General features: G+C 73.9%; 13 protein-coding genes. 2 read left to right on the forward strand and 11 right to left on the reverse strand.

The features are described from left to right. The first annotated feature begins 29 nt into the window (after window positions 1-29). The gene (locus GV126_RS25695; protein WP_236570104.1) at window positions 30-692 is read left to right on the forward strand and encodes an FAD/NAD(P)-binding protein; all 663 of its coding nucleotides are present in this window, start codon (window positions 30-32) and stop codon (window positions 690-692) included. A gap of 376 nt (window positions 693-1068) precedes the next feature. On the opposite strand, the gene GV126_RS25700 is transcribed toward GV126_RS25695, so the two are convergent. From GV126_RS25700 to GV126_RS25745, 10 genes are all read right to left on the reverse strand, one after another. Next, the gene (locus GV126_RS25700) at window positions 1069-2400 is read right to left on the reverse strand and encodes a sulfate adenylyltransferase subunit 1 (RefSeq protein ID WP_159671191.1); all 1332 of its coding nucleotides are present in this window, start codon (window positions 2398-2400) and stop codon (window positions 1069-1071) included. 2 nt (window positions 2401-2402) lie between these two features. Further along, window positions 2403-3350 (reverse strand): sulfate adenylyltransferase subunit CysD, encoded by a 948-nt coding sequence (cysD, locus tag GV126_RS25705; RefSeq protein WP_159671194.1) that lies wholly within the window; start codon window positions 3348-3350, stop codon window positions 2403-2405. Continuing rightward, the gene (gene cysC / locus GV126_RS25710; RefSeq protein ID WP_236570105.1) at window positions 3347-3883 is read right to left on the reverse strand and encodes an adenylyl-sulfate kinase; all 537 of its coding nucleotides are present in this window, start codon (window positions 3881-3883) and stop codon (window positions 3347-3349) included. Before cysC ends, cysD begins: the two co-directional genes overlap by 4 nt. Before the next feature lie 26 nt (window positions 3884-3909). Continuing rightward, entirely contained in the window at window positions 3910-4620 is a 711-nt protein-coding gene (locus tag GV126_RS25715; protein WP_159671200.1) for a phosphoadenylyl-sulfate reductase, read from the reverse strand. Further along, window positions 4617-4799 (reverse strand): hypothetical protein, encoded by a 183-nt coding sequence (locus GV126_RS25720; RefSeq protein WP_159671203.1) that lies wholly within the window; start codon window positions 4797-4799, stop codon window positions 4617-4619. Before GV126_RS25720 ends, GV126_RS25715 begins: the two co-directional genes overlap by 4 nt. Continuing rightward, on the reverse strand, window positions 4796-6487 hold the full coding sequence (locus tag GV126_RS25725; protein ID WP_159671206.1) for a nitrite/sulfite reductase: 1692 nt from the start codon (window positions 6485-6487) through the stop codon (window positions 4796-4798). Before GV126_RS25725 ends, GV126_RS25720 begins: the two co-directional genes overlap by 4 nt. A gap of 372 nt (window positions 6488-6859) precedes the next feature. Further along, a complete protein-coding gene (locus tag GV126_RS25730; RefSeq protein ID WP_159671209.1) occupies window positions 6860-7432 on the reverse strand; it encodes a GNAT family N-acetyltransferase in 573 nt (190 codons plus the stop codon). Window positions 7433-7511: 79 nt separating this feature from the next. Continuing rightward, window positions 7512-8912 carry a hypothetical protein gene (locus GV126_RS25735; RefSeq protein ID WP_159671212.1) on the reverse strand — a complete coding sequence of 467 codons (1401 nt, stop codon included), beginning with the start codon at window positions 8910-8912 and terminating at the stop codon, window positions 7512-7514. A 233-nt stretch (window positions 8913-9145) separates the two neighbouring features. Next, a complete protein-coding gene (locus GV126_RS25740; protein WP_201299947.1) occupies window positions 9146-10420 on the reverse strand; it encodes a helix-turn-helix domain-containing protein in 1275 nt (424 codons plus the stop codon). Window positions 10421-10963: 543 nt separating this feature from the next. Further along, window positions 10964-12598 carry an acyl-CoA dehydrogenase family protein gene (locus tag GV126_RS25745; protein WP_159671218.1) on the reverse strand — a complete coding sequence of 545 codons (1635 nt, stop codon included), beginning with the start codon at window positions 12596-12598 and terminating at the stop codon, window positions 10964-10966. A 235-nt stretch (window positions 12599-12833) separates the two neighbouring features. Here GV126_RS25745 and GV126_RS25750 point away from each other — a divergent pair, with 235 nt between their 5' ends. Further along, a complete protein-coding gene (locus GV126_RS25750) occupies window positions 12834-14021 on the forward strand; it encodes a YihY/virulence factor BrkB family protein (protein WP_159671221.1) in 1188 nt (395 codons plus the stop codon). 183 nt (window positions 14022-14204) lie between these two features. Here the strand turns inward: GV126_RS25750 and GV126_RS25755 are convergent. Further along, the coding region (locus tag GV126_RS25755) for a LysR substrate-binding domain-containing protein (protein WP_438947864.1) at window positions 14205-15132 on the reverse strand (928 nt) is incomplete at its 5' end.

Here is a 15132-nt window from a genome sequence, read left to right on the forward strand (position 1 = left end):
TACGAGGTGAGCGCCGCGGACCTCACCCTGTGCAGCGTGGGCGCCGGGCCGCGTGGCCGGGGTCCGTGCTGGAGCGGATCTGCGCCGACGAGCGGGCCGCCGCCCCGTCGCCGCGCCGCGTGACGATCCACCTGGTGGACCCCTGCCGGCCCGGCGCCGGGCGGGTCTGGCGCACGGACCAGTCGCGGCTGCTGCTGATGAACACCGTCGCCTCCCAGGTGACGGTGTTCACCGACGACACCGTGACGATGCGGGGGCCGGTGGAGCCGGGGCCCGACCTGTACGAGTGGGCCCGCTCCGTCGTCCTGGCCTCGCCCGCCGACCGGTTCGGGGCCGCCACGTACGCGGAGGCGGCGGGCCTGCACCCGGACGCCTACCCGACCCGCGCCTTCTACGGCAGCTACCTGGAGTACTGCTACCGCCGCATCGTGCGGCGGGCGCCCGCGCACTGCCGCGTCGTCGAGCACCGCACGTATGCCGTGGCCCCGCGGGACCAGTCCGCCGCGCCCGGCGGCCCCCAGGTCCTCACCCTCGCCGACGGCACCCGGCTGCGCGCCCTGGACGCCGTGGTCCTCGCGCGGGGCCACGTGCCGCTGCGCGAGCCGGCCCGGAGGAAACGGCCCATCCCAGCGTGGAGGAGCTGGAGGAGCTGCTCGATCCGACCGCGTACGTGGGCGGCGCGCCGGCCCTGACGACGCGCGCGTTGGCTTCGGTACCCGAGGCCCCGGCACCGCCGGCGGCAACCGCGTCGACCGGGACGGAATCTGCGAAGCCGGTCGCCGTACCGGCCCCCGCCGACCCCACGACGTGCGGGGCGTGGGACCCCGGCCCACGGGCGCGCGAGCGGCGGCGGGGTGGCGGGCGCCGACGGGGCCGCGAGGCGAGCCGCCGGGGGGGGGGGCGGGGGGTTCGGGGCGCCGGGGGCGGTCAGCGGCGGCGGCCCGGGCGGCTGGGGCTGCGGGCCGTGCGCGCCGGCGACTTCGGCGCGCCGTGCGCTGCCGAGGGCGCCGCTGCCGACGCGGCCGCCCTCCTTGGCGAACGTCGAGTAGAAGTCGAAGGAACGCACGGTCAGAAGTCCCAGCCGTCCTGGTCGTCGTCGTTGACCGGCTCCGGGGCCGCGAACGACTCGCCGACCATGCCGGCGGTCAGCGTGGGGCCGTCGGAGGGGGCGATCAGGATGAACGAGCCGGTGCGCCGGGAGTCGGCGTAGGAGTCGACCGGCAGCGGCTCGGCGGTGCGGATCTTCACCCGGCCGATGTCGTTGGCGACCAGCTGCCCCGGGTGCGGGTGCAGCGACAGGTCGTCCAGGGTGAGCCGGGACGGGATGTCCTTCACGATCGCCTTGACGGTGCGCGTGCCGTGCTTGAGCAGCACCCGGTGGCCGACCGTCAGCGGCTGGTCGGCGACGTGGCAGACGGTCGCCTCCAGGTCCTGCGTGGTGGCGGGCGCGTCCTTGCTCGGCACGATCAGGTCGCCGCGCGAGACGTCGATGTCGTCCTCCAGCAGCACGGTCACCGACTGCGTCGTCCAGGCCGCGTCGACCGGCGTGCCCAGCAGGTCGATGCCGCTGATCCGGCTGGTGCGGCCCGAGGGCAGGACGGTGACCTCGTCGCCGACGCGGAAGGTGCCGGCGGCGATCTGCCCGGCGTAGCCCCGGTAGTCGGGGTGCTCGGCGGTGCGCGGCCGGATCACGTACTGCACGGGCAGCCGAGCGTGGCAGTGCGCCAGGTCGTGGCTGACCGGGACGGTCTCCAGGTGTTCCAGCACGGTCGGGCCGCCGTACCAGTCCATGTGGGCGCTGGGCTCGACGACGTTGTCCCCGACGAGCGCCGAGATCGGGATCGCGGTGATCTCCGGGACGCCGAGTTCGGTGGCGTACGCCGTGAACTCCTCGGCTATCGCGGCGAACACCTTCTCCTCGTAACCGACGAGGTCCATCTTGTTGACCGCAAGCACGACGTGCGGGACGCGCAGCAGCGCCGCGATGGCCGCGTGCCGGCGGGTCTGCTCGACCACGCCGTTGCGGGCGTCGACCAGGATCACCGTCAGCTCGGCGGTGGAGGCGCCGGTGACCATGTTCCGCGTGTACTGCACGTGCCCCGGGGTGTCGGCGAGGATGAACCGGCGGCGCGGGGTGGCGAAGTAGCGGTAGGCGACGTCGATGGTGATGCCCTGCTCCCGCTCGGCGCGCAGGCCGTCGGTGAGCAGCGCCAGGTCGGGGGCGTCCTGGCCGCGCGAGGCCGAGGCCCGCTCCACGGCCTCCAGCTGGTCGGCGAGGACCGACTTGGAGTCGTGCAGCAGCCGGCCCACCAGCGTGGACTTGCCGTCGTCGACCGATCCGGCGGTGGCGAACCGCAGCAGGGTGGTGGCCGCGAGTTCCTCGGGCGTGATCGTGCTCATGTCTAGAAGTACCCCTCGCGCTTGCGGTCTTCCATCGCGGCCTCGGAGAGCTTGTCGTCGGCGCGGGTCGCGCCGCGCTCGGTGAGCCGGGACGCGGCGATCTCGGTGATCACCTGCTGAAGGGTCACCGCGTCGGAGTCGACGGCGCCCGTGCAGGACATGTCACCGACGGTGCGGTAGCGCACCAGGCGCTTCTCCACCGTCTCGCCGTCCTTCGGGCCGCCCCACTCGCCCGCGGTCAGCCACATCCCGTTGCGCTGGAACACCTCGCGCTCGTGGGCGAAGTAGATCGACGGCAGCTCGATGCCCTCCCGCGCGATGTACTGCCACACGTCCAGCTCGGTCCAGTTCGACAGCGGGAAGACACGCACGTGCTCGCCCGGCGCGTGCCGCCCGTTGTACAGGTTCCACAGTTCCGGGCGCTGGCGGCGCGGGTCCCACTGGGAGAACTCGTCGCGGAGGCTGAACACCCGCTCCTTGGCGCGGGCCTTCTCCTCGTCGCGGCGTCCGCCGCCGAAGACCGCGTCGAACCTCTCCGCCTGGATCTTCTCCGTCAGCGGCAGCGTCTGCAGCGGGTTGCGGGTGCCGTCGGGGCGCTCCTTGAGCACACCCCGGTCGATGTAGTCCTGCACCGAGGCCACGTGCAGCCGCAGCCCGTGCTTCTCCACGGTCCGGTCGCGGAAGTCCAGCACCTCGGGGAAGTTGTGCCCGGTGTCCACGTGCAGCAGCGCGAACGGCACCGGCGCCGGCGTGAACGCCTTCAGCGCCAGGTGCAGCATGACGATGGAGTCCTTGCCGCCGGAGAACAGGATCACCGGGTTCTCGAACTCGCCCGCCACCTCGCGGAAGATGTGCACCGCCTCGGACTCCAGCGCGTCCAGGTGCGACAGGGCGTACGGGCTGCCCGTGCCCTCGCCGCCCTCCGTGACCTCGGTGACCGTGGTCGTCATGCCAGTCCCCTTTCGCTGAGCAGCGCGTACACCGCGGCCGCGGACTCCTGGACGCTCTGGTGCTGCGACTCGATCCGCAGATCCGGCTTCTCGGGCTCCTCGTACGGGTCGTCCACACCGGTCAGGCCGGTCAGCTCGCCCGCGGCCTGCTTGGCGTACAGCCCCTTCACATCGCGTACGGAACACACCTCGACCGGGGTGGCCACGTGCACCTCGACGTACGCGGTGCCGTTCGCCTCGTGCCGCCCGCGCACCGCGTCCCGGCTGTCCGCGTACGGCGCGATCACCGGGACCAGCGCGAGCACGCCGTTGCGGGCGAGCAGTTCGGCGACGAAGCCGATGCGCTGGACGTTGGTGTGCCGGTCCGCGCGGCTGAACCCGAGGCCCGCGGAGAGGAACTCGCGGATCTCGTCGCCGTCGAGCACCTCCACCCGGCGGCCCTCGGCGCGCAGCCGGCCTGCCAGCTCGTGCGCGATGGTGGTCTTGCCGGCACTCGGCAGACCCGTGAGCCAGACGGTGGCTCCGGTCGTCACGTGTGTCTCCTGAATGTCTGTCATCGTCAGCCGTGCAGTCCGCACTCGGTCTTGGAGCGGCCCGCCCAGCGGCCGGCCCGCGCGTCCTCGCCCTGAAGCACCCGGCGGGTGCACGGGGCGCAGCCGATGGAGGCATAGCCGTCCATCAGCAGCGGATTGGTGAGGACTCCGTGCTCGGCGACGTACGCTGCCACATCTTCCTGTGACCACCGGGCGATGGGGGAGATCTTCACCTTCCGCCGCTTGGCGTCCCAGCCGACGACCGGGGTGTTCGCCCGGGTCGGGGACTCGTCGCGGCGCAGCCCGGTCGCCCACGCGTCGTAGCCCTTCAGGCCCTCTTCCAGGGGCTTCACCTTGCGCAGGGCGCAGCACAGGTCGGGGTCGCGGTCGTGCAGCTTCGGGCCGTACTCGGCGTCCTGCTCGGCGACCGTCTGCCGCGGGGTGAGCGTGATGACGTTCACGTCCATGACGGCCTCGACCGCGTCGCGGGTGCCGATGGTCTCCGGGAAGTGGTAGCCGGTGTCGAGGAACACCACGTCCACGCCGGGCATCGCCCGGGAGGCGAGGTGGGCGACGACCGCGTCCTCCATGGAGGAGGTGACGCAGAACCGCTTGCCGAACGTCTGAGCGGCCCACTGCAGGATCTCCAGCGCGGAGGCGTCCTCCAGGTCCCGCCCGGCCCGCTCGGCCAGCGCCTTCAGCTCCTCGGCGGTGCGCTCCGTCTGCGCTGTGCTCATATCCGCTCGTCCCCTCCGTTGTCGGCTGCTCCGAGCCCCCGGGCCAGCAACCCGAGGAACTTCAGCTGGAAGGCCCGGTTGCAGCCACCGCATTCCCACGCACCGTGGCCCTGCTCGCTGGGGCGCAGGTCCTCCTCGCCGCAGTAGGGGCAGTAGAACGGCGCCGCGCGCTCGCTCATGACAGCGACTCCTCCGACGCGCGCGCCGCCCAGGTGGCGAAGCGCTCGCCGTCCTCGCGCTCGGCGAGGTAGCGCCGAAGGACGCGCTCGATGTAGTCGGGCAGCTCCGCGGAGGTCACCTTCAGGCCGCGGACCTTGCGGCCGAAGGAGGGCTCCAGGCCGAGCGCGCCGCCCAGGTGCACCTGGTAGCCGCCCACCTGGTTGCCGTCGGCGTCGGTGACCAGCTGGCCCTTCAGGCCGATGTCCGCGGTCTGGATGCGGGCGCAGGCGTTGGGGCAGCCGTTGATGTTGATGGTGATCGGCTCGTCGAAGTCCGGCAGGCGGCGCTCCAGCTCGTCGATGAGGTCGCTGCCGCGCTCCTTGGTCTCCACGATGGCGAGCTTGCAGAACTCGATGCCGGTGCAGGCCATCGTGCCGCGCCGGAACGGCGAGGGGCTGACCCTGAGGTCCAGCGCCTCCAGGCCGTCGACGAGGGAGTCCACCCGGTCCTGCGGCACGTCGAGGATGATCATCTTCTGCTCGACGGTGGTGGACACCCGCTGCGAGCCGTGCTCCTCGGCCAGTGCGGCGACCTTGGTGAGCAGCGAGCCGTCCATGCGGCCCACGCGCGGGGCGAAGCCGACGTAGAAACGGCCGTCCTTCTGCCGGTGCACGCCGATGTGGTCGCGCCACACCTGCGCGGGCATCTCGGGGGCCGGCCCGTCGATGAGCTTGCGGCCCAGGTACTCGTCCTCGACGACCTGGCGGAACTTCTCCGCGCCCCAGTCGGCGACCAGGAACTTCAGCCGGGCCCGGTTGCGCAGCCGCCGGTAGCCGTAGTCGCGGAAGACCGAGGTGACGGCCTCCCACACCTCCGGCACCTCCGCCTCGGGCACCCAGGCGCCCAGCCGCACACCGAACTTCGGGTTGGTGGACAGGCCGCCGCCGACCCACAGGTCGAAGCCGGGGCCGTGCTCGGGGTGGACCACGCCGACGAAGGAGATGTCGTTGATCTCGTGGGCGACGTCCAGCAGCGGGGAGCCGGAGACGGCCGTCTTGTACTTGCGCGGCAGGTTGGAGAAGCGCGGGTCGCCGATGTAGCGGCGGACGATCTCGTTCAGCGCCGGGGTGCCGTCGATGATCTCGTCCTCGGCGACCCCGGCGACCGGGGAGCCGAGCATGCCGCGCGGGCAGTCGCCGCACGCCTCGGTGGTGGACAGGCCCACCGCCTCCAGGCGCTCCCAGATGGCGGGCACATCCTCGATGCGCACCCAGTGGAACTGGATGTTCTGCCGGTCGGTGATGTCCGCGGTGCCCCGGGCGTACGTCTCGGAGACCTCGCCGATGACGCGCAGCTGCTCGGTGGTCAGCCGGCCGCCCGTGATGCGCACGCGCATCATGAAGTACTCGTCCTCCAGCTCCTCGGGCTCCAGCAGGCCGGTGCGCCCGCCGTCGATCCCGGGACGGCGCTGGGTGTACAGACCCCACCAACGGAAGCGTCCGCGCAGGTCGTTGGGGTCGATGGAGTGGAATCCGCGCTTGGAGTAGATCGTCTCAATGCGTGTCCGCACATTGAGACCGTCGTCGTCCTTCTTCATCTGCTCGTTGCCGTTGAGCGGGGTCAGGTGCCCCACGGCCCACTGTCCCTCGCCGCGGTGACGGCTCACCTTGCGGCGGGGCGCGACGGAGTTCTGCGAAGAGGCGGCCATGGTCGATACGTCCTTCGGGACAGCGGGAATGCGGCTCTGACCAGCGCATACGTGGACGCGCGGGCAGGTGGGCAGGCGTGCGCGTCGTTGCGCTGGGCAGGGAAGGTGAAGAAGTCCGGGGGTGCTCGGGCCCGTGGCGCTCAGGCCATCGTCGAGGCAGGTCAGCAGGCCGGACAGATGGCGCTGGACATGCGGCCGTGGTCGACGTGCCGTCGGCTCACCAAGGCGGTTCCAGTTCCAGACATGACGGCAGCGTGGCACGGCGATCTGGACACCGTCCAGCTTAATCCAAAATGCGGACACCCTTGTCCCGCGATGCGGGACAAGGGTGTCGTCGGTCACATGACCGCGGGGTTCCCGCGTCGCTCCAGGTCAGGCGGGATACGCCCCCGGCCATGGACCCGGAGCGGCCACCTCCGGTTCCTCCTCGGCCTTGGTGTCGAACAGCTTGAAGCCCCGCCGCAGGTAGTTGTCCATCGCGTGCGGGCCGTCCTTGCTGCAGGTGTGCAGCCACCCCCGCTTCGTCGTCGCCAGCCCCGGCCAGCGGTCGGCGAGATCCCAGGCGCGGGCGGTGCCGTACGACAGCAGGTGCCCGCCGATCCGCCGGCCGCGGAAGGCCGGGAGCAGCCCGAAGTAGACGATCTCCACCACCCCGTCGTCCTGGGCCTGCAGCTCGACGTACCCGGCCGGGGTGCCCCGGTCGTAGGCCACCCACGTCTCGACACCCGGACGCTCAAGGAACTCCTGCCACTGCGCGTACGTCCAGCCCAGCCGGTCCGTCCAGCGGATGTCGCCGCCCACCGAGGCGTACAGGAACCGGCTGAACTCGGGCGAGGGCACCTCGGAGCGGACGATCCGGACGTCCCCCTCGGGCGCGTCGGCCGGCAGGAGGTCGGTCGGGGCCGTCTGCTCCAGGGACCAGGTGGTCACGGCGATGTTCGTCATGCCGGCCAGGGAATCATCCGGGGCACGCCCGTGTCGATCGCGGTCCCGGGGGCGTACGCGGGCGCAGTGCCCGAGACGCCTACCCCAGCTCCCGCTCGACGGCCGGCAGCGGAACCGCGAACAGCGTCCGCCCCGACAGCGACCACACCTCGCCGGTCTGCCGCCAGTAGGCGAGGGAGCCGATGCCGTCCCCCCAGCAGTGGCGGGTGTCCTCGGAGGCGCCGCACTCCGTCGCCGCGGCGCCGTGCGCGTTCTGCCGCCACAGCGTGCCGTGGTCGCCGTGCGGGCCGGCCGCCCGGCCCAGGTACCAGTCGGTGGGGCCGGCCGGGCCCGTGCGGTGCGCGAGCACGCCCCGTACGCCGTCGGTCCTCGACTCGTACGCCTCGGTCGCGGCCACGGTCCCGGTCGCGTCCGCGGCCAGCAGCCCGGAGCGGGCGGGGTCGGTGCTGAAGGAGTAGCGCCACAGGCGCGTGTGCCCGCCGCTGCCCCGGGGCGCCGTCTGGCTCAGGACCAGGCTCGCGGGCGCCGAACCGCTGTCCAGCGACAGGCCGTTCGGGCACGGCGGGCCGGATGCGGCGCTGCCGCCGGAGGCGTGGGCGGATCGCTGGGCGGCGGCCGGGCCGGTGGCGTCCGCGGTGCCAATCCCCGCGCAGCTGCCGGCCGCCGGGCGGTAGGTGGCGACGGCGGGCAGCACCCAGCGGTAGCCGTGCGCCGACCAGCCGCCCGGCACCCGGCCGACGGCGTCGGAGGCGACCGTGGCGCGCTGGATGCGGTTCAGGTCGTAGACGTACAGCGCGTCGCGTGTGCCGCCGGAGGCGGTGACCAGCAGCTTGTCCCGGTACCAGGCCATCCCCGACACGTGTGCGGTCAGTCCCCGGTAGTCGCGTCCGCCGTCGACCGGCACGGCCAGCAGCGCCCAGCTGTAGGTGAGCCGGGCCGGGTCGTCGGCGTTCACGAACGCCACCCGGGCCAGATCACGGTCGGCGCCCGTGCCGCGGTGCGTCCAGCCGGAGACGATCACCCGATGGCCGCCCCAGCGGCCGTCGGTGCCGCTGTCGCCGGAGGTGGTCACGGACTCCGGCTGCCAGGCGCCGTCGGTGGCGTCGGCGGGCGCCCAGCAGTACGCGCGTGTGGCGGCCGGCTCCACGGGCAGGGCCCTGGTCTCCTCGGCCGTGCACGCGCCCCGGGCGCGCAGCGTGCGGTCGGCGCCGCCGAGCACCGCGTCCACGCCCACCGGCCGGCCCATCCGGGCGGCCAGCCGGTCCAGGCTGCCGGCCGGTACGGGCTGCTCCCGCAGGCTCAGCCGGTCCAGCGCGGCCCGGGAGGTGAGCGGCTTGAGCGCGCCGGGATCGACGGTGACCTCGGCCTGCGAGGTGCTGATCAGGGTGGCGGCGGCGGTCAGCGCCAGTCCGGTGCCGGCCAGTGCGGCCCGCAGCGCCCTGCCGCGCCTGCGCCGGCGGTGTCTGCCGCGTTGCTTCATCCAACCCCCCTGTCCAGGGCTCGGTCCACCTCCGGGACACCCGCCGGCCGGGCGGGTCAACTGCACCGGACCGTCCGAGCGTTGACCAGCGCGCAGTGGGGCGACCCGCAGGCGATGCTACGGCAGAGCGGCGCGCCGCAGGACGAAGACCTCGCAAATATGCGGAAGATGCCCCCCACGGACCACGGCGGCCCCGGCCGGCGCACGAACGCGGGCCGGCCCACAGGCGCCCCTCAGGACACGGTGGACGCCCTGCGTCCCCGCCGTACCGCCGGGGCCGTGGAGTGCGGCAGCAGGTCGCGCGGATCGTTCGGGAGGACCACCCGGACCTCGGTGTCGTCCCGGAACCGGTAGGGCCGGTGCTCCAGGAGCGCCCCCAGATAGCGCCGTATCCGGGACATCTCGGCGCGCACGGTCACCGTCCGGGCCGGGTCGCCGAACACCTCCGCGGCCAGGTCCGCGGCGCTGCGGCCCGAGCGGTGCACGGCCAGCAGGTAGAGCAGTTCGGCGTGGCGCGGGGTCAGCTCCTGCGACCAGCTGCCCACGCCCGAGGACACCGCCACCGACCAGCGGCGCGCTCGGGTCAGGTCCAGCACGATCCGCGTGTCGCCGTGCGGCACCGCCTCCTCGTCCGCGCGCACCAGCCAGCCCCCCGCCAGCGGCTCCAGGCAGCACACGCCGAGCGCGGGCAGCCACCGCCGGCCCGGCGCGGGCGCCGCGGGCAGCGCGATCCGCGGGGTGTACGGCATCCCGGCCACCGCCGCGGTCCAGCCGTCGCGGTCCACCACCGCCGCCCGGCCGCCGAGCCGGGCCAGCACCGGCGCGGCCACCGTGCGCAGCCGCTCCAGCGACGCCAGGTGCAGCTCCCGCAGCCGCGCCTCGGCCAGCTTCGCCACCGAGTCCACCCAGGCCAGGGTGGCCGGATGCATGGTGTCCAGCGGCCCGCTGACGTCCACCACGCCCAGCAGCCGGCCGTCGCGCGGATCGGTGACGGGGGCGCCGGTGCAGGTCCAGGTGGTGTGCGAGCGCACGAAGTGCTCCGCGGCGAACACCTGCACGGGCCGGCGCACCCCCGCCGCGGTGCCGACGCCGTTGGTGCCGACGACGTCCTCCCGCCAGTCCGCGCCGAGTTCGAAGCCGAGCCGGTCGGCGTTGCGCAGCACCGACGGGTGGCCCTCGCGCCACAGCACCCGGCCGTCCTCGTCGGCGACGACCATGATGTGGCGGGGGACGTCCGCGACCGACAGCAGTCCCTCGCGCAGCACCGGCAGCACGTGCCGCAACGGGGAGGCGGCACGCCGCTGTTCCAGTTCCTCACGGCTGAGCAGCCCGGCGCGCACGTCGTGTTCGGGATCGACGCCGCTGCGCAGCACGCGTTCCCAGGACTGCCCGATCACCGGGCGCGGCGCCATGCGCGTGCGCTGCCCGGCCAGAGTCGCCGAGCGCACCTCGCTGAGCACCCGCGCCGCCCGCGCCGCGTCGACGGCCGCCAGCCGCCACACGTCCATCGGCGCCTTCGCCACTGGGTCCTCCCCCTCGAAGGGGCCCATCGACGACCGGTTTCCCCAAAGCCCTCCGGTCACGCGTCGGGGCCCTTGGCCACTGTCCGGTTCATAGTGCCGTCCACCGCCGCCGCGGCGACACGCTCCGGCCACCGCGGACGGCGCGTTGCAACCCCGTGCAACCCTGGTGAACCGGCGGTCGGTTCCTCGAGACTTGTCCCGTGCCGCCCTGTGCGGCGTCCCTGGCCTGCAACGGGGCCGGCAGCGGGGGTGGTGCCGTGTCGGCGCGGCACCACCCCCGCGTCGTGTCCGGAAACCGCCGCCGGAACGGGTGACACCGGGGCGGCGGGCCGCGCCCCGGGAACGGGTTCCGGTCGCCGCCGAAGCGGCCCGGGCCGCGGCGGCCTTCCCCGGGTGTGCGGGACGCGGCCGGCGCGCCGGGGTCACCGGCCGCCGGCAGATCAGGGGGCGCCGGAGCGCACACGACACGCGGTCGGTGCCGGGATCCGCGCCGGCGCTCACGCCGTCGCCCGCGTCCGTGTGGGTTCGTCAGGCCGCCGGCCGGGCCCGCTCCACCAGCGACGCGAGGTTCAGCATGTGCGGCAGGGTGCCGAAGGTGGGGCCCCAGTCGCCGCCGAGCCGGGAGGCGCAGAAGGCGTCCGCGACCTCGGGCGGGGCGTACCGCACCAGCAGAGCGCCCTGGAGCACCAGGGCCAGCCGCTCGACCAGGCGGCGGGCCCGGGCCTCGACGCCCTCCAGGTCCGCCAGTTCGGTGAGCAGGTTCTTGACGGCCGCGTCGAGCCGGTGGTCGGCGCCGCGCGCCGCGCCCACCTCCCGCAGGTATGCGTCGAACGCCCCCGGCTCGCGCCTGAGCGCCCGCAGCACGTCCAGCGCCTGGACGTTGCCCGCGCCCTCCCAGATCGAGTTCAGCGGCGACTCGCGCACCAGGCGCGGCATCCCGGACTCCTCCACGTACCCGTTGCCGCCCAGGCACTCGGCGGCCTCCACCGCGACCGGCGCGCACCGCTTGGTCACCCAGTACTTGGCGGCCGGCACCGCGATCCGCAGCAGGGCGCGCTCCTGCTCGCCGCCGTCGTCGCAGGCCGCCGCGAGCCGCAGCGCCAGCGTGGTCGCCGCCTCCGACTCCAGGGCCAGATCGGCCAGGACGTTGCGCATCAGGGGCTTGTCGGCGAGCGGCCCGCCGAACGCCTCGCGGTGGGTGCAGTGGTGCACCGCCTGCGCCACGGCCTGCCGCATCAGCCCGGCCGAACCGAGCACGCAGTCCAGCCGGGTGGCCGCCACCATCTCGATGATGGTGCGCACCCCGCGGCCCTCCTCGCCGACCCGGCGCGCCCAGGTCCCGTCGAACTCCACCTCGGCGGAGGCGTTGGACCGGTTGCCCAGCTTGTCCTTCAGCCGCTGGATCAGGAACACGTTGCGGGTGCCGTCGGCCAGCACGCGCGGCACCAGGAAGCAGGTGAGCCCTTGCGGAGCCTGCGCCAGCACCAGGAAGGCGTCCGACATCGGCGCCGAGCAGAACCACTTGTGCCCGGTCAGCTCGTACGTCCCGGCCTCGGCGAGCGGCCGCGCGACGGTGGTGTTCGCCCGTACGTCGCTGCCGCCCTGCTTCTCGGTCATGCCCATCCCGAACAGCACCCCGGCCTTCAGGTGCGCCGGCCGCAGCCCGCGATCGTAGACGACGGACGTCAGCCGCGGCTCCCACTCGGCGGCCAGCTCCGGGTCGGCGCGCAGCGCGGGCACCGCCGCGTGCGTCATCGACAGCGGGCAGCCGGTGCCGGCCTCGGCCTGCGTCCACACCAGGAAGGCGGCCGCCCGCCGCACCTGCCCCGCCGGGCGGGTCCAGGCCGCCGTCAGGCCGGCCGCGACCCCCTTGCCGAGCAGCCGGTGCCAGGCCGGGTGGAACTCCACCTCGTCGATCCGGTGGCCGTAGCGGTCGTGGCTGCGCAGGCGCGGCGGGTTGTCGTCGGCCTGCGCGGCCCACTCCTGCACCTGCGCGGAGCCCGCCGAGCGGCCGAGCCCCGACAACTCCTCGCGGACCTCGTCCAGCAGATCCGCCTCGACGTGCCGTTCGACGGCCTCGACGAGCGCCCGGTCGGTGGCGAAGACGTCGTGGCCGGCCAGCGGCGGAGGCTGGTTCGTCACGGTGTGCGTGCTGGCTCCCATGCCACGGAACCTACCCGGCGGTACCGCACCGGTCACCCCACGGACGCGCGGGGCGCGCGGACGAAGGACCGCACCGGCACCCCGCCGGGTCCGCGAAGATCCTCGCGGGCCGCGGTCCGGTACCCGTGGAATCGTGGCGGGATGTCCTGGGGAATCACTGCCGGATGTCCCGGGGAATCGCGGCCGGGTGCCCCTGGGAGGAGAGGGACAGCAGCGGCGGCGATACTTTTGGCTCGTGCAGCAAGCCAGTGAAACCCACGACACGCCGTCCGGCCGCCTCCACCGGGCTCGCGTCCTGTACCGGAACGTCTCCAAACGCAAGACCGCCTGGCTGCTGCTGAAGGACACCGTCAACTCCTGCATGGAGTACCGGATCCTCGGCCTGGCCGCCGAGGCCGCGTTCTTCACCCTGCTGTCCGTGCCGCCGCTGCTGCTCAGCCTCATCGCCCTGCTGTTCTACGTGGACAGCTGGACCGGCGCCCACACCATCGACAGCCTGCAGCGCAACCTGCTGGACGCCTCGCGCACGGTCCTGTCCGACGAGGGCGTCAAGGAGATCACCCAGCCGATCCTGCAGGACGTGATGAAGGGCGGCAGACCCGATGTGATCTCCATCGGGTTCGTGTTCGCGCTGTGGTCCGGCTCCCGGGCGGTGAACGTCTTCATCGACACGATCACCGTGATGTACGGCCTGGACGGCGTGCGCGGCATCGTCAAGACCCGGCTGATGTCGTTCCTGCTGTTCGTCGTGGCCCTGCTGATCGGCTCGGTCGCGCTGCCGCTGATGGTGGCCGGGCCGGACGCGGTGCTGCGCGTCGTGCCGTGGTCGACGACGGTGGTGCAGGTGCTGTACTGGCCGGTGGTGATCCTGCTGTCGATCGCCTTCCTGACCACGCTGTACCACGTGTCGGTCCCCGTCCGCTCCCCGTGGATCGAGGACGTGCCCGGCGCGCTGGTCGCCCTGGCCATGTGGGTGGTGTGCAGCTTCCTGCTGCGCATCTACCTCACCAGCGCCATCGAGGGGCCGACCATCTACGGCTCGCTGGCCGCGCCGGTCGCGGTGCTGCTGTGGATCGGGGTGTCGGCGTTCGCCGTGCTCGTCGGGGCCGCGGTCAACGCCGCCATCGACCGGGTCTGGCCGGCCGCCGCGACGGCCGCGGCCCGCGAGGCCAACGAGCGGGTGCGCGAGGCGCAGATCGCCGAGTACGTCGCCTGGGCCGCCGCGGTCGTCCGCGAGACCGACCCGGACGACCCCGACATGCCCTCGGAGTTCCCCGAGCGCTGGTCCCGCTTCCTGCCCCCGGAGGACGTGACGGCCCGTCTGCGGGCCCACGCCAGGAGCACCCAGCACAAGCAGGGCACGGACCCCTCCGCCGAGCCGCACCGTCCCGGCCGGAACGGGGCGCCGCCGGCCGGGCAGTAGCCGCCGGTTCCGGGGCGGACGGGGGACGGCGGCCGCAGGACCGGAGGCGGGTCTCCTCCGACGGGGCACGGCGGTGAGGTCCCCTGACGGGGCGTGACGGCCGCCTCCGCTGACGGGGCGCGTCGGGTCTCCGCGACGGGGGACGGCGGCGGGTCCCCTGACGGCGCGTGGTGGCGGGTCCCGCTACGGCCGTGACGGGTCGGAGGCGGCGTGCGGTGGGCGGCGGGCGACCGCCACCAGTTCCGCCGCGGGCCCCACCAGGCGCCGGCCGGTCGGCCACACCGCGCGCAGCTCGCGCGTCAGATCGACGCCCGCGACCTCGACGGCGACCAGCCGCCCCTCCGCGAGGTCACCGCGTACGGCCAGCTCGCTCAGGACGGACGGGCCGGTGCCGGCGATCACCGCGCCGCGCACGGCGGCCGTCGAGCCCAGCTCCACCAGCGGCCGGGCCCGGTCGCACCCGGCCAGGTACAGCGCCCGGTCCAGGGTCTGCCGGGTCCCGGACCCGCTCTCGCGCAGCACCAGCGGCGTCCGGGACAGCTCGCGCGCCGACAGCGGCTCGCGTCGCCGCGCCCACGGGTGACCGGGGTCGACCACGACGACGAGCCGGTCCTCGGCCACCTGCCGGGTCGCCATCACCCGCGCCAGGCGCGGCCCCTCGATGAACCCGATGTCGGCCTCGGCCGACTCCACCAGTTCGGGCACGTGCTCGCTGTTGGTCACCTGGAGCCCGATGTACAGCTCGGGCCGGCGCCTGCGCAGCTCGCTGATCCAGGCCGGCAGCAGGTACTCGGCGATGGTCAGGCTCGCCGCCACCCGCAGTTCCGCCTCCCGCCGCGTGCGCAGTTTCTCGGCCCCGGCGAGCAGTCGGTCCAGCTCGTCCAGGACCTGCCGGGCGTGCCCGGCGACGACCTGCCCGGCGAGCGTGAGCCGGGAGCCGCGCCGGGTGCGGTCGACCAGCACCAGGCCCAGGCCGCGTTCCAGCGTGGACAGCCGGCGGCTGGCGGACGGCTGGGAGATCCGCAGGCGCTCCGCGGCCCGGCCCAGGCTCCCCAGGTCGGCGACCAGCACCAGCAGCCGCAGCGACTCCAGGTCGGGGGTGCGCAGGGGG

Origin of the sequence: Streptomyces mexicanus, from assembly GCF_902506575.1 — a bacterium.
Taxonomy (GTDB): Bacteria; Actinomycetota; Actinomycetes; order Streptomycetales; family Streptomycetaceae; genus Streptomyces; species Streptomyces mexicanus.